This window comes from Arthrobacter sp. 131MFCol6.1 (genome assembly GCF_000374925.1).
In the GTDB taxonomy this organism is placed as follows: Bacteria; Actinomycetota; Actinomycetes; order Actinomycetales; family Micrococcaceae; genus Arthrobacter.
Genome location: NZ_KB895551.1, coordinates 16,391 through 30,331, shown reverse-complemented (window position 1 = coordinate 30,331; position 13,941 = coordinate 16,391). Strand labels below are relative to the sequence as shown.

Below are 13,941 nucleotides of genomic sequence, written 5' to 3'. Positions count from 1 at the left end.
AAAGTCCGGCGACCTCGCGGGCTTCCGGCGATTTCGCGCGCCCGGGCCAGGATGGGACAGCGGGTCCTGGGCCGGGTCCTGGGCCGGGCAGGACCCGGTCAGATGGTGCGCGGCGCCTTGGCCAGGTTCTCGGTGAGCTCGGCCGCGTTCTGCCGGATCACGTAGGCCGGGCGGTCCCGTTCCGCGCGCCAGCTTTCGGAGACCGGGCCCATATTGACGGTGTCGAAGCCGAATTCGTCATAGAGCCTGGCCACAAGCTCAGCCGCTTCCGGGAAGTCGCTCGCCGTGGCCAGGGCCCGGCGGTTGAGGGTGCCGGCCGGCGTACCGTCCGCGGTGATCTGGCTGGACATGATGTGGTTGAAAGCCTTGGCCACCTTGGACTGGGGAAGGTGCTCCTGCAGGAGGCCGGACGTGGTGGCCTCGCCGGCATCCAAAGCCGGGATATGCCCGTCGCGTTCCCAGTAGTAGTTGTTGGTGTCGAGGACGATCTTGCCCGCCAACGGCTCCACGGGGACGTCCGGGAGGCTCCTGAGCGGCACGGTCACGACGGCGAAGTCGCCGGCTGCCGCCGCCTCGGCCGGCGTTGCGGCCCGGGCCCTGGGCCCCAGTTCCGCGACGAGGTCCGCCAGGGTTTCCGGCCCGCGCGAGTTGCTGATCACGACGTCGTAGCCGAGCTCCACGGCCTTGCGGGCGATCTGGCCGCCGATGTGCCCTGCACCGATGATTCCGATTGTTGTCATGCCGGGGCAACACCCGGGCAGGCGAGGATATTTCGCCGGTTAAGGACTGTGTGCCCGGGAACCGTCGGGGCCCCGCGGGGCAGGCGAGTCCAATTCGCCGGAAGCCTGCGGGCTCGCCGGAACTTTCCGGCGAGCCCGCGGGTTTCCGGCGAGCCCGCGGGTTTCCGGCGAATTCGAGGCAAGGGAACCTAGGGAGCCTAGGAGCCTAGGAGCCCAGGGAGGCTACGGCGTGGGGCCCGGTTCGTCGTCGAGGTCCGGGCCTTCTGCCGCGTCCTGGGAATGGGCCCGGTCGTCGAAGGGCTCAGCCGTTGCATCACCCTCGGCTGGGGTCTCGCTGTGGTGGCGCTCCGGCGCCTGTGGCTCGTTGCTCATGTCCGCTCCTTAGCTGCTCCTGCGGTGGATTGCCGGCTATTTGAACATCTAGCGCCCGCTGCGAGAGGGCTGTCAAGGGCCCCCGGATCCTGGGGATTCAGAAGGGTACTTGGCCGCCGGGACGGCTGGAATCCTGTTTGTTTTACTTGCGGGGGCGCAGGGCATAGTCGCGGGACCGTTTGCTGGAGAGCGCCAGAAGCAGCAGGATGTCCAGGGTCAGGCCGGGGAGATTGGACTGCAGGGTGATGTCCGGGCCGCCGTGGAAAACATCGATTGCCTGGATGCAGATGGCGCCCGTGCTCAGTGCCATGGCCACCGTCCGGGCCCAGTTTCGGCCGAGGAACACAAACCACGCCAGCAGGATCTCGGCCAGGGCAAAGAGCAGGACAACCACCGTTGCGGCGCTGACGGCCAATTCCGCCTGGGCCTCCGTGACCGCCGGGCCGGCTACGGGCTGCATCAAAGAGCCGACGTGCGCGTCCTTGAAGAGCACCAGGGACAGGGCCAGCAGCGCGGCCGCCGCCGCGCGGGCACCGACGAAGAGCGCCCCGACAATCGTGGTCGAAGGACGCCTGGTGCGGCCCCCGGCAGGGGGCGTGACGGACACCGGCGGCTCCGCGGCGGTCTGCCGGAGATCGACGATCGGGAGATTGCCGTCGGTGGTGATGGTGTCGCCCCCGCCGTTGCGCGCGTGATAGCCGGTGGAAAAATCACGGATCACCCGGAGCCCGGCCGCGGGGTCGGCTCCGGTAATGGCGCCGACCACATGGTCGCGTTCGGCGTCGGTGTTCTCATCGATCTTGTGGGTGATCTGCAGGGTAAACAGGGACAGCCCGACGCTGCGGTCATACGTGCCGGCCGCCAACCAGTCGACGGCCAGCCCGCCCGGCAGCAGCCAGCCTGGCGGGCAACGCCAGAAACGGACGTGGTGCCGCTTGCCCGGGTTGCCGTCGACTTCCTCCTGGTAGGCAAAATCCTGCTGGCGGCCGAACAGGAACAGAGGACTGACCGGGGCCTCGAGATAGCTGCGGCGCAGGAGGGTGGAGGAGACGATCCGCCGGCTGCTGGCCAGGGTCACGTCATCGGCCAGCGTCCAGCCCGCGGACCGCATCACGCCATGGATCTGCGGTTCCGATCCCAGCAGGGCAATGTTCACGGGATCGCCCAGCAGCCCGTCGCTGGTGCGCGCCCGGCCGATGAAATAGTCCGGAACGTAGAGCCGGGTCAGGATCCGGTGCAACCGGGGGAGCACCAGATAGGCGAGCAGGGCCCAGAAGATGAAGAGGAACCAGACCTGCGCCCAGCCCCATTCGAAGCTCAACTGCACCAGCAACGCGGTCAGCCACACAGCCGCAACGCCGCCCACCACGAAGAACACGCTGTCCAGCACCGAGTACGGCACCGCGTCCGCGGGGGCTGTGACCTCAACCGCTGCCTTGGTCATGGCCGTCATACTACGCCCGTCATCAACAGAGGGCTGGCTCGAAAGATGAATCTTCTGGCCCCAAGGTGGAGCGCGGCCGGATGTGACCGGCCGGGGGCCGACGCCGTGGATAGGGTGACAGCATGGAACCACTACTGAAAGTTTTGCGGCATTGGGGCGCCCCCGCGGCGGCCGTTCTCTTCTTCACGCTGTGGTGCGTGGCCGAGGCCGGCCGGATGGGCCCGGGCCTCCACACCTGGGAGGGGACGTGGCCGCTGATCCTCATGACAGCAGCGATTGCCTGCGCCGCCTGGAAGCCGTACGCGTCGCTCGGATTCACGGCAGGGCTGCTCGCGGGCCAACTGGGGTACGCCATTCCCGCGATGCACGCCAACCACTGGGCCATCTACCTCGGGGCGTTCGTGGCCCTGGCCTTCATCCAATGGACGGCCCGGCGAAGGACACGCTTCATCGCGGCGGCCGCGAACGTGGTGTTCGCCGGCGCCATGACCTTCCTGATGCTGTCCTGGCGCTACGGCAACGGCGTCGGCTGGTTCCCGCCGCTGTACATGGGCGACCGGTGGACTTTTCGAGCCTTCGGCTGGCAACTCTTTTCGCTGCTGCTGCTGATCGCGGCAGCCTGCGCCGCCGTCGGACTGCTGCTGGCCATGTACCAGGAACGCGGCAGCCTGTTCCGGGCCAGGACCATCGCCCAGACCAGCCTCAGGGAAGCGGAGGTGGACCTGATCGTGGAGCAGGAACGGACCCGGATCGGCCGGGACCTGCACGACGTCCTGGCCCACTCACTCGCCGTGATCGCGGCGCAGGCGGACGGCACGCGCTACCTGAGCAAGGACCAGCCCAGGGCCGTGTTGAACGCCCTGGAGAACATCGCGACCTCGGCCCGGAGCGCCCTGGTGGACGCGCAGCGCGTCATCGAGGGCGTGCACGACGACGGCGTTGTCACGCCCCAGCCCCGGCTCAGCGACGTCGGGCCCCTGGTGGCGCGCATGCAGGACAGCCTCGAAATTGAACAGAGCGAGTCCGGCGCGCCCGCCGAGCTCTCCGCCGGGCAGCAGCTCGCCGTCTTCCGGATCATCCAGGAATGCCTGACCAACGCCCTGAAACACGGCGGCCGTGGCACCGCGGTGCGGCTGCACCTGGACTGGAGCGGTCCAGGGCTGACCCTGCATGTGGCCTCCGGCATCCCGGATGCCGCATCCGGGGTCAGCCCGGACCCCGCCGCCGAAGCCAGGGTGGGCCGCGGTCTCGCCGGGATGCGGGAACGCGCCCACCTCGCGGGAGGCTGGATGACGTCCGGCCCGGATGGTGAACAGTACCGGGTGACCGTCTTCATCCCCTACGGCACAAGGACTGCCGACGCCGCCGTTGCCAGCGCGGAGCCGGACCTGGTTGTCGCGGGAAGTCCCGCGGCGCACCCGGGAATGACGCTGGAGGAAGCCGGCGACCGTGGCTGATGCCGGGGCGGCCATTACCGTGGCGATCGTCGATGACCAGGCGCTGTTCCGTGCGGGAATCCGGATGCTGGTGGAGAGCCAGTCGGACATGGCGATGGCCTGGGAAGCCGCCGACGGCGCGCAGGCGGCGGTATCCGCCGTCGAACGGTGCCCCGACGTGATGCTCATGGACCTGCGCATGCCGGTCCTGGACGGCGTCGGCGCCACCCGGCGGATCGTGCGTGAGGCGGAGGCCGCGGGTACCGGCGCGCCGAAGATCATCGCCCTGACCACGTTCAACCGGGACCAGGCGGTGGTCGACGCCGTGCACGCCGGGGCCAGCGGCTACCTGCTCAAGAGCGCCGAACCGGAGTTCCTGCTCGCCGCGATCCGGACCGTGTATGCCGGGTACTCCGTGATTGCGCCGGGATCAGTGCAGGATTTGTTCCAGCATGCCGCCCGGACCGTGCCGGCCGGGGGACCGGATCTGTCCGTGCTGGAAGTGCTCTCTGCCCGGGAAAGGGACGTGTTCCTGCTCGCGGCCAAGGGGCTGGCTAACGGTGAGATCGCCGGAAGCCTGTTCGTTTCGGAGGCGACCGTCAAGACACACCTCAGGAGCGTGCTGGGCAAGCTGGGCCTCGGGACCCGGCTCCAGCTGGTGGCCTTCGCCTATGAGCGCCGGCTGCTGGGCTGAGACCCACGGCTGAGACCCACGGCTGAGGCCAGCAGCTTGGCCCCCGGCTGAGACCTGCCGGGAACCTCTATCGACGTCCGCCACTGGCAAGGCCGGATACTTCACGCCGAAGCGTCAGAAGCTCACCGTCTGGGTCAGGTATCCGTAGTACTGCCCCCCGACCGGGTGGATGGGATCGCCGTCGAAGCCGTAGTCATGGTGCCGCTTCGAGTACGACTTTGTCAGCTCCAGGTACTGCTTCATGACGTGCTCGGCTGAGCCCGTGCAGGCCTTCTGGCTGATGCACAGGGCCACGGATCCTGCCACGGCCGGGCTGGCGAAGCTGGTGCCGTTGCTGACGTTGTACCCGCCGGGCCAGGTGGAGAGCATGCACACGCCGGGGCCGGCGACCGTGTGGGCCTTGTCCTCGCTCGTGGTGGCGAAGTTGGAGAAGAATGCCTGCTGGTCATCCTTTTGCCCGTACTTCGAAAAGTCGTCCGGGCCGCAGACGGCGGCGGCATCCCCGCCGGACTTTCCGTCGAAGTCGCCCATGGCGGTGGCGGTCAGCACTTGGTCGTACGTGGCCGGGACCGTGTTGGCGAAGTCCTCACCGGCGTTGCCGGCCGCGACGGCGTAAGTGACGCCGGCCCGGACCGAGCGGCAGATGGCGTAGTGCATCGGGTCCGTGCCCTTGCCGCAGTTGGACGTGTCCGGGGCGCCGCCGGCGATGCTGATGTTGGCCACGGCGATGTCGTTGCTGTCGTCGTCATCCTTGTGCGTCGACGTCACCCAGTCAATCGCGCAGATCAGCATCTCCTCGGAGATCAGGCCGGCGTCGTCAACCACGCGGACGGACCACAGCGGGGTGCCCGGGGCGGTCCCAATCACGCCCAGGCGGTTGTTCCGGGCGCCGATCACACCGGCGACGAACGTCCCGTGCCCCATGACATCAACGGGGGTCACATCCACGGGCGAGCCGGACTGGCAGTCAACCCCGCCCTTGACATTCAGGTCCGGGTGGGTCGCGTCGATGCCGCTGTCGATCACGGCGACGTTGACATTGATCCGGCTTGGCCCCTTGTCGAGGGCCTTACGGACGTCGGAACTGGTTCCGGCGATCCGCTTCCGCCAAAACGGTGTCTCCTGCGTGGCCGAGGTCCCAGGCTCCTGCGGATTCTGGAAGGTCCGGCCCGCAGTAACGAAGTCGACGTTCGGGTCGGCCTGGACGCGTTGCGCCTGGGCCGCCGTCAGGTTGGCAGAGTAGCCCTTCACGGCATTGCGGTAGACCTTCGACGTCGCAAATCCGTAGGCGCTTTGCTGGGCGGCCGCCGCCGCTCCGGCGTCCACGACGCCGTCCTTGAGCACCACGATGTAGTTTTGCGCCGGGCCGGCGGCGTTCGAAGGAGCTGCCGCCACCAGGCCGCCGCCAGCCACCAGGGCAAAGGCCGCCAGCGAGGCCAGCCCGCGCCTGAACCAATCTGTGTCCGGTCTGGGAAGGGAGCTGCGCCGGTGTCTGCGCGGGGTCCGCGCCACCGATGTTAGCTTCGGTTTTGATGCCTTGCGGCTGGCTTGGCTGAACATCGTGGCCTCCCATTAAGCGAGTTCGCTAATTCGAGTGCCCCCCGCCCATATCTTAAGCCTCCGGCCGCGTCTTACACCCGGGCCCTTTGGAAAAACTTGTGCCGGACCCGGCGGTCGCCTCAGACGAGGCTGTCCTCCTTTGCATGTGCGGATGCGTTTTCCGGTGCCCGGCCGGCCGCGTGGGCTGACGTCGCGGCGTGGGCCGACGTCGCCGCGTGGGCCGACGTCGCGGCGTGCGCCGCGCCGACGTGGTGGCCGAACGGGTTGAACCGGCTGAAACCCAGTTCGGCGAAGGCATATGCGGTCTCGGCGTGTTCGGACCGGTCCACGCCGGCGAGTTCGTCCTCGCGGCTGACCCGGAAGCCCAGCGTTTTGTGGATGGCCAGTCCGATCACCGCGGTCCCGAGGCCGGACACCGCCACGGTGATGAGGACGGCCACGGCCTGTGCGATGACCTGGTGGAGCCCGCCGCCGTAGAATAGCCCGCCGCCGGCACCGTCCACCGGCAGCGCAATGAAACCGAGCGCGAGGGTGCCGATCAGGCCGCCGCCGAGGTGGACGCCGACGACGTCGAGCGAGTCATCGAAGCCAAACTTGAATTTCAGGTCCACGAACACCGCGCAGGCCGCACCGGCCACGAAGCCCAGGCCCAGCGCGGCGAGAGGGCTGATGTTGGCGCACGAGGGCGTGATGGCCACCAGGCCGGCCACGGCGCCGGACGCCGCGCCCAAAGAGGTGTGGTGGCCGTGACGGACCTTCTCCGTCACCAGCCAGCTGATCATGGCCGCGGCGGGGGCGGCCAGGGTGTTCACCCAGATCAGGCCGGCCTGCTCCACGGTGGTGGCGGCGCCGGCGTTGAAGCCGAACCAGCCGAACCACAGGATGCCCGCGCCGAGCATGATGAAGGGGATGTTGTGGGGGCGGTGGCCGGGGTCCTTGCCGAAGCCGTGCCGGTTTCCCAGGATCAGGACCAGGACCAGGGCTGCGGTTCCGGACGCGATTTCCACCACGGTGCCGCCGGCGAAGTCGATGACCTGGCCGAACACGGCACTCACGGCGCCGCCGGCACTCATGAGGCCGCCGCCCCAGACCATGAAGGCCAGCGGGCAGTACACGAGGGTGATCCAGATGGGGACGAAGAGGGCCCAGGAGGTGAATTTCGCGCGGTCCGCGATGGCGCCGCTGATGAGGGCCACGGTGAGGATGGCGAATGTGGCGCTGTAGCCGGCCTTGATCAGGTCCGGCGATCCGATGAGGCTGCTCAGGCCGAAGCTCGCGAACGGGTTGCCGAACACGCCGAGGACGCCCTGCCCGGTGCTCATCGAGTAGCCCCAGAGGACCCACACCACCCCGACGATCCCGACCGAGACGAAGCTCATCATCATCATGTTGAGCGAGGCCTTGGCCCGGGTCATGCCGCCGTAAAACAGGCCCAGGGCCGGGGTCATCAGCAGAACCATCGCTGCCGACACAATCATCCAGACGCTTCCAGCAGTGAGCTCCACCGGCGGGTCCCTTCTCGTCAGTCTTCCGTACCGGGACACGTCGCCGCCGGCCCCCCGATCCGGATTTAATCCTCGCGGAGCCATGTTTCCGGCAGTGGGGCGGAAAGTTGCGGGCACGTTACGGGAATCGCGACGGCGTGAAGTTCGCGTGACCGGCATGTTTCAGGAATGTAAACGGAGCCTCATGTGCCTGGCGGGCTGTCGAGCGGAATCTCCAGGCAGCGGCCGGCCGCGTTCCAGCTGCCCAACGTGCCCAGTTGGCCGCTCAGCCGCTGCATCCGGGCGGCAATATCGGGCGCGGACCCGCGGGCCAGGCGGGCCTGAAATCCGGCGATGATCGTCGGATGCAGCCGAAGCGTCCGTGGTGCGCCGGCGTCGGTCTCGAGCATGAACACGAAGGACTGGTCATTGCGCTCGACGGGGTCCACCGCGTAATCGTCAATGAAGTCCCCGGCGCTGTAGATGATGGGGCGGTTCCGGTGGATGCCGACGCCGCGGAATATGTGCGGCGAATGGCCGAACACGACGTCGGCCCCGGCCTCGATGAGGTCCCGGGCAAGGTCCTGATGCCCGGCCGGGACCTCGTAGCCCCAGTTCCCTCCCCAATGGGCTGACACGATGAGGATCTGGACGCGGGCCTTGGTCCTGGCGACCAGTTCCAGGAGGCCGTCCCGCCGGGCCCGGCGGCGCCGGCCGCCGTCGGGCCCGGGAATGGCGGTCGCGGGAACGGCGGTCGCGGGAACGGCGGTCAAGGGAACATCGTCCACCGGGACGTAGTAGACCCCGGGAGCCGCGGGGCCGGCCTCCCAGCCGGGCTCGTTGTCCGTGAAGGCAATGAATCCGACGGCGACGGCGCCCACGCGCCACACGGCCGGGCGGCGGGCCGCCTCCAGGTCCGGGCCGGCGCCGGCATGGAGGATGCCGCAGCCGTCCAGCGCCGGCAGCATCTCAGCGAACGCGGCCTGGCCGAAATCCAGGACGTGGTTGTTGGCCAGCGAGACGGCGTCGATCCCGGCGGCCAGGAGGCTGGCGACGTTCTTTGGGTCCGAGCGGAAATGGAAGATCTTGCCGGGCTCGGGCTCGCCGCCGGCCGCCAGGACACACTCGAGGTTGGCGATGCGAACATCCGCCTGCTTCAGGAGCTCCAGAGTGTCGCCCCACGGGCAGGCAGGCCGGGCCGTTGCCAGGTGCCGGTTCACCAGCCGGCCCAGCATGACGTCTCCCAGCAGCGCGATCCGCATGGGCTGCCTGTCTACTTCCCAGCCTGTCAGGTCGGGGCCGCGGGCTAGCTTTGGTAGCCCTCGACCTCGCTGACCGGCCGCACCTCCGCCTCGTCCGGGTTCTCGCCATAGTCCTTTTTCGCGCGCCGCTGGCGGAGCAGGTCCCAGCACTGATCCAGCTGTTCTTCCACCTGCTGCAGCCGGAGGATGTCCGGGGCTCCGGTCCCTTGCTCACCAGGCTGGGTTGAGCCTTCGCGGAGGCCGTGTTCCTCCTCCACCAGGGCCTTGATGCGCTCCAGGATGTCTTGGTTGTCCACGGTGTCCTCTTTTCGTCCGACGGCGGCGGGCCGCCTTCTCTTCCCCAGGTTCCCTTCCAGCCTACGGAGGGGACGGCGCGGTGAACAGGGGCGCCCCGAGTGCGGGCGGGACGGCGCTGGCCGGCGCCTGCGGCCTAGCCCAGGAGCTCGTCCGGGTAGCACCAGCGCCAGTCCTCGCCCGGCTCGGCGCTGCGCATGACGGGGTGGCCGCTGAGCTGGAAGTGCTTGTACGCGTGGGTTCCCGGTGAGGAATCGCAGCAGGCCACGTTGCCGCACTGCAGGCACATCCGCAGGTGCACCGTCGTCGTCCCCTCCCGTTCGCACGCCTCACAGAAGGGACCGGGCGGGACGACGAGATCCGGGGCTGACTCCAGGTGCGGACAGACTCCGCGGGGCCGGGCGATTCCCTCACCGCCGCTGCCGCCGTCCGCGTCCGGTTCCTCCAATGCGGCGTCCAGCATGGACTCTTCGACGTCGAGGCGGTCAAGGACGTTGACCAGGACCTCGTGCGCGTACCCGCCGCCGCGCCGCAGCTCAAGGACTTTGGTGCGCTCGGCGTCCAGCATCGCCAGCCGGAGTTGGGCGTACCGCTGGCTGGGGGTGGCGGCTTCGGCGGACGGACGGCCCAGCCGCTCCCACGCGGCCAGCCCGCGCTCCTGGGTGCGCCGTTTCAGCATCGCCACGACTTCCGGGGGATCGGCGTCCGAACGCAGTTCCTGGAGCCGCTGCACGCCCGCCGCCGTCGCCATCTGCATCAGCGAAGCCTCGTTAAGCGCGTCCTCGCGCGGGTCCGGCCCCTTCACATCCAGCCACCGGACCAGGACCGGGAGCGTGAAGCCCTGCAGGGTCAGCGTGCCGCCCACCACCACGAGGGCCATCAGGATCAGGACGGACCGGTGCTCCAGCCCTGCCGGCAAGACCAGGACGGCGGCCAGGGTCACCACGCCGCGCATGCCGGCCCAGGACACGATCGCTGGATATTGCCACGGCGGCGCGGGATCCTTGCGCCGGACCGCGGGAATGAGCCGCGGCAGGTACGTGGTGGGGAAGACCCAGACCGGGCGCAGGATCAGCACGGCCAGGAGCACGGCGGCACAGCCGAACCAGATCCGTTCCGGCCCCAGCGAGTCATCCCGGACGCCCTCGATGATGGTCCGGACCTGCAGCCCGATCAGGAGGAAAACGGAATTCTCCAGCAGGAACTGGACGGTGTGCCAGTTGCTGCGCTGGCTCAGCCGTGCCGCCCCGTTTGGCATGGACGGCGCCTTGGTCCCCATGATCAGCCCGGTAACGACGACGGCCAGGACGCCGGAGGCGTGGATCGCTTCCGCCGGCAGGTAGGCCACGAGCGGGGCGATCAGCGAAGTGGAGGTGTTGATGGCCACGTTGCGGATCCGTTTGCGGAGCGCGGTGAGCACGAAAGCCGCGGCAACGCCCACCACCACGCCCCCGCCGGCCGCCAGGACGAAGCCGCCGGCGATCTCCGCTGCGGAGACAGCTCCGGCGATGGCGGCGATGGCAGCACGCAGGCAGACCAGCGCCGTGGCATCGTTGACCAGCGATTCGCCCTCCAGGATGGTGACAATCCTGCGGGGCATGCCCACCTTTCGCGCAATCGCCGTCGCGGCCACGGCGTCCGGGGGCGCGACGACCGCGCCCAAGGCCATGGCGGCCGCCAACGGGATCTCTGGAAACAGCCAGGCGACCACCAGACCGACGCTGACGGTGCCGAAAATGACGTAGCCCACCGACAGCAGGCCAATGGAGCGGCGATTGGAACGGAAATCGAACAGCGAGGTCTGCAGCGCCGCAGCGTAGAGCAGCGGCGGCAACAGTCCGACCAGAACGAGTTCGGGGTTCAGCTCGATGGTCGGAACAAACGGGAGGAACGAGCACACGACGCCGGCCAGCACCAGCAGCAGGGGGACGGAGACGTTGATCTTTTGGCCCAGCGCGCTGCCGGCACAGACGATGGCGACGAGGGCCAGTAGCCCGAAAGCGACTTCCATTGGCCCATTCTCTCAGCTTCCCGTCGCTGCCGTCCGCGGCTCCGCAACACATCATCAGCTTGCTTACGACTTGGCGGCTTCCTAGAGTTAAGACTGCAAGCCAACTGAGAGTCTGCGCTGGCGCCGGCACTGAACAAATGCTGCCCGGCCCGCGCCCCGGCACGAGGAGGACATATATGTCAGAGCACAACCTTTCGGGCAAGAAAGTCGCGTTCCTGCTGACCGACGGTGTGGAGCAAGTGGAGCTGACCAGCCCGTGGGATGCCGTGAAGGAAGCCGGCGGCGTGCCAACCCTGGTCTCGCCGAAGAGCGGAGAGCTGCAGGGCTATGACGGCACCGAAAAAGGGCAGACGTTCGCGGTCGACCTCGCCGTGGGGCAGGCTGACGCCGCCGATTTCCACGCCCTGGTCATCCCCGGCGGCGTGGTCAACGCCGATCATCTCAGAGTCGACAAGGACGCCCAGGCGTTCACTCGGGCTTTCTTCGAGCAGCACAAGCCCGTCGCCGCCATCTGCCACGGCCCGTGGCTGCTCATTGACGCCGGCGTGGTCAGCGGCAGGAGCCTGACCTCGTACCACACGCTCCAGACGGACCTCAAGAATGCCGGCGCGATCTGGACTGACGAGCAGGTCGTGGTGGATCAGGGCCTGGTGACCAGCCGCAGCCCGCGTGACCTCCCGGCCTTCAACGCCAAGCTCCTTGAGGAAATCGCCGAAGGCGAACACGCAGGCCAGACGCCGTAGCCGCACGCCCGCGGAAGCCTCCGACGGCGGCAAAGGCCGCCGTCGGACGCTTCCGGATGGCCCCTCAGTTGCTTTGTCGTCGGCGGCCTGGTTCCGCTGCCGGGCACCTACCCACGCTGCCGGTTTTGCGGCAGGATATGCCCTGTACCGTGAACCGTCGTCGTTGCCGCCCCGGCCGGCGCCCCCAGCAGCAAGGAGTTTCGGACATGACTACGCTCAATCCCTACCTCGGCTTCCGCGACAACGCGCAAGAGGCCATGACCTTCTACCAGTCGGTGTTCGGCGGCGAACTGACCATGAGTACCTTCGCCGAATACCACGCCAGCGAAGACCCGGCGGAGCAGGAGAAGATCATGCATGCCCAGCTCAGGACGGACGCGGGCATGGTGCTGATGGGCGCGGACACGCCCAACAGCATGGATTACACCCCGGGCAACAACTTTTCCGTATCCCTCAGCGGGTCCAACGAGGCTGAGCTCCGTGGCTACTTCGACAAGCTGGCCGAAGGCGGCACCATCGCGATGCCGCTGGAGAGGGCACCGTGGGGCGACATCTTCGGCATGTGCAAGGACAGGTTTGGTGTGGACTGGCTGGTGAACGTCGGTTCCGAGCCCGCCTAGGAGGGGCCCTCGGCCCGGCCGGCAGCTAGCGCTATCCTAGATGCAGCCAGGACAGTGCAGGGACGAGTCCGTCCCCTGGCCAAGGGAGGCATGCAATGACCGAGAAGCTGCACCTCAGCCCGGAAGATGACTTCCCGGAGGACCTCAGCAAGGTGCCGGACAAGGATCTTCAGGTCCTCGACAGCCAAGTCGAGCGCCAGTTGGACTATGAGTACGTGGTGGAGGGGGAGCCGAATCCGGAGACGGAATTCCGGCACTATGACCTCGATGAGGAGTTCGAAGAACGGGACAAACGGGACACCTGATCCGCCGGGATCAGCCTGAAAGGGGCCGGCCGTCCCGCACGGCGTCAGGGATCTAGCCAGCAGGCTTACTAGACTGGGCCGACCACCCGGCAACGAAACGAGCCCTCCATGACCCCGGCTGCTGCCACGCGGTCCCTCCCGTCCCCGCGCTGCGCGCCGCGGTCGTGCACAGCATGACCGATCCGGTCCGTCTGGAGATTTTGGTCGCGGGCCACGCCGGCCACGTCTTCGCCTCGCGCGACATGGCTGGCGGGTCCGCGCCCGCCGTCGTGCTCATCCACGGAATCGGCGCGTCACACCGTTACCTGCGCCGGCTGCACCGGATCCTGGCCGGATCGGTGGAGACCTACTCCATCGACCTGCCGGGATTCGGCGCCACCCCCAGACCCGCGTACACGCTCTCCATTGCCGACCATGCCCGCTACATCCTCGGCGCCATGGAACAGCTTGGCGTTGCGGAAATGGTGCTGGTGGGGCACTCGATGGGAACACAGATGGCCCTGGAGGCGGCCCTTCAGGAACCGGGACGGATCCCGAATGTGGTTCTGATGGGTCCCGTGGTGGATCCCCGGCGCGGCACAGTGGCGCGGACGGCCCTGGCGCTGGGCCGTGACTGCCTGTTCTACGAGAGCCCCTCCTCGAACGCCTTGGTTTTCACCGACTACCTGCGTTGCGGCCCGTCCTGGTACTTCAAGACCCTGCAGGTCATGATGGAGTACCCCATGGAACAGAGGATCGCCGGCGTCAGCGCACCGGTCCTCGTGGTGCGCGGCGCCAACGACCCCATCGCGGATGCAGACTGGTGCCGCCGGCTGGCCGGGCTCGCCAGCCACGGGCGGCTGCTGGAGGTGCAGGGAACCGGGCACGTCGTCCAGCACAACCGGGCCCTCGAGGTGCGGGACGGCATTCTGGCGTTCACGGGCCTTGGCGCGGCCGCGGGCGAGCCGCTGCCCGGAAGCCCCGCCTGACGCACGGG

14 protein-coding genes are annotated in these 13,941 nt (G+C 68.3%); 6 read left to right on the top strand and 8 right to left on the bottom strand.

From position 1 onward, the window contains the following. Positions 1–98 precede the first annotated feature (98 nt). The 3 genes from C566_RS0116505 to C566_RS0116495 all read right to left on the bottom strand — a co-directional run bounded on the left by C566_RS0116505 (position 99) and on the right by C566_RS0116495 (position 2,556). Complete coding sequence (locus C566_RS0116505) at positions 99–740, bottom strand: NADPH-dependent F420 reductase (RefSeq protein ID WP_018775462.1); 642 nt, start codon at positions 738–740, stop codon at positions 99–101. A gap of 222 nt (positions 741–962) precedes the next feature. Next, a complete protein-coding gene (locus tag C566_RS23005; RefSeq protein ID WP_018775461.1) occupies positions 963–1,112 on the bottom strand; it encodes a hypothetical protein in 150 nt (49 codons plus the stop codon). A gap of 142 nt (positions 1,113–1,254) precedes the next feature. Continuing rightward, positions 1,255–2,556 carry an LssY C-terminal domain-containing protein gene (locus C566_RS0116495; protein WP_051082344.1) on the bottom strand — a complete coding sequence of 434 codons (1,302 nt, stop codon included), beginning with the start codon at positions 2,554–2,556 and terminating at the stop codon, positions 1,255–1,257. Positions 2,557–2,678: 122 nt separating this feature from the next. Between C566_RS0116495 and C566_RS0116490 the strand changes: the two genes are divergently transcribed. Beyond that, on the top strand, positions 2,679–4,013 hold the full coding sequence (locus C566_RS0116490; RefSeq protein WP_231386409.1) for a sensor histidine kinase: 1,335 nt from the start codon (positions 2,679–2,681) through the stop codon (positions 4,011–4,013). Further along, the gene (locus C566_RS0116485; RefSeq protein ID WP_018775458.1) at positions 4,006–4,686 is read left to right on the top strand and encodes a response regulator; all 681 of its coding nucleotides are present in this window, start codon (positions 4,006–4,008) and stop codon (positions 4,684–4,686) included. The genes C566_RS0116490 and C566_RS0116485 overlap by 8 nt, the downstream gene beginning before the upstream one ends. A 114-nt stretch (positions 4,687–4,800) precedes the next feature. On the opposite strand, the gene C566_RS21665 is transcribed toward C566_RS0116485, so the two are convergent. The 5 genes from C566_RS21665 to C566_RS0116460 all read right to left on the bottom strand — a co-directional run bounded on the left by C566_RS21665 (position 4,801) and on the right by C566_RS0116460 (position 11,297). Continuing rightward, positions 4,801–6,081, bottom strand: a complete 1,281-nt coding sequence (locus C566_RS21665; protein WP_231386408.1) for a S8 family peptidase — start codon at positions 6,079–6,081, stop codon at positions 4,801–4,803. 284 nt (positions 6,082–6,365) lie between these two features. Then, positions 6,366–7,751 (bottom strand): ammonium transporter, encoded by a 1,386-nt coding sequence (locus tag C566_RS0116475; RefSeq protein WP_026266774.1) that lies wholly within the window; start codon positions 7,749–7,751, stop codon positions 6,366–6,368. A gap of 182 nt (positions 7,752–7,933) precedes the next feature. After that, a complete protein-coding gene (locus C566_RS0116470) occupies positions 7,934–8,992 on the bottom strand; it encodes a CapA family protein (RefSeq protein ID WP_018775455.1) in 1,059 nt (352 codons plus the stop codon). Between the two features lie 44 nt (positions 8,993–9,036). Continuing rightward, positions 9,037–9,288, bottom strand: a complete 252-nt coding sequence (locus C566_RS0116465) for a DUF2630 family protein (protein WP_018775454.1) — start codon at positions 9,286–9,288, stop codon at positions 9,037–9,039. A gap of 134 nt (positions 9,289–9,422) precedes the next feature. Continuing rightward, positions 9,423–11,297, bottom strand: coding sequence for a Na+/H+ antiporter (locus C566_RS0116460; protein ID WP_018775453.1), 1,875 nt, complete (start codon positions 11,295–11,297; stop codon positions 9,423–9,425). Positions 11,298–11,473: 176 nt separating this feature from the next. Between C566_RS0116460 and C566_RS0116455 the strand changes: the two genes are divergently transcribed. The 4 genes from C566_RS0116455 (at position 11,474) to C566_RS0116435 (ending at position 13,933) form a co-directional block, all read left to right on the top strand. Next, entirely contained in the window at positions 11,474–12,040 is a 567-nt protein-coding gene (locus C566_RS0116455) for a type 1 glutamine amidotransferase domain-containing protein (protein WP_018775452.1), read from the top strand. A 206-nt stretch (positions 12,041–12,246) separates the two neighbouring features. Further along, positions 12,247–12,660, top strand: a complete 414-nt coding sequence (locus tag C566_RS0116450; RefSeq protein WP_018775451.1) for a VOC family protein — start codon at positions 12,247–12,249, stop codon at positions 12,658–12,660. A gap of 95 nt (positions 12,661–12,755) precedes the next feature. Beyond that, positions 12,756–12,965 (top strand): hypothetical protein, encoded by a 210-nt coding sequence (locus tag C566_RS0116445; RefSeq protein WP_018775450.1) that lies wholly within the window; start codon positions 12,756–12,758, stop codon positions 12,963–12,965. A 173-nt stretch (positions 12,966–13,138) separates the two neighbouring features. Next, a complete protein-coding gene (locus C566_RS0116435; RefSeq protein WP_043467234.1) occupies positions 13,139–13,933 on the top strand; it encodes an alpha/beta fold hydrolase in 795 nt (264 codons plus the stop codon). Positions 13,934–13,941: the final 8 nt, after the last annotated feature.

Bases quoted from the DNA above. Each gene is read 5' to 3' on its own strand.
- C566_RS0116505 (WP_018775462.1), bottom strand. From the start codon at position 740: ATGACAACAATCGGAATCATCGGTGCAGGGCACATCGGCGGCCAGATC.
- C566_RS23005 (WP_018775461.1), bottom strand. From the start codon at position 1,112: ATGAGCAACGAGCCACAGGCGCCGGAGCGCCACCACAGCGAGACCCCA.
- C566_RS0116495 (WP_051082344.1), bottom strand. From the start codon at position 2,556: ATGACCAAGGCAGCGGTTGAGGTCACAGCCCCCGCGGACGCGGTGCCG.
- C566_RS0116490 (WP_231386409.1), top strand. From the start codon at position 2,679: ATGGAACCACTACTGAAAGTTTTGCGGCATTGGGGCGCCCCCGCGGCG.
- C566_RS0116470 (WP_018775455.1), bottom strand. From the start codon at position 8,992: ATGCGGATCGCGCTGCTGGGAGACGTCATGCTGGGCCGGCTGGTGAAC.
- C566_RS0116460 (WP_018775453.1), bottom strand. From the start codon at position 11,297: ATGGAAGTCGCTTTCGGGCTACTGGCCCTCGTCGCCATCGTCTGTGCC.
- C566_RS0116455 (WP_018775452.1), top strand. From the start codon at position 11,474: ATGTCAGAGCACAACCTTTCGGGCAAGAAAGTCGCGTTCCTGCTGACC.
- C566_RS0116450 (WP_018775451.1), top strand. From the start codon at position 12,247: ATGACTACGCTCAATCCCTACCTCGGCTTCCGCGACAACGCGCAAGAG.
- C566_RS0116445 (WP_018775450.1), top strand. From the start codon at position 12,756: ATGACCGAGAAGCTGCACCTCAGCCCGGAAGATGACTTCCCGGAGGAC.
- C566_RS0116435 (WP_043467234.1), top strand. From the start codon at position 13,139: ATGACCGATCCGGTCCGTCTGGAGATTTTGGTCGCGGGCCACGCCGGC.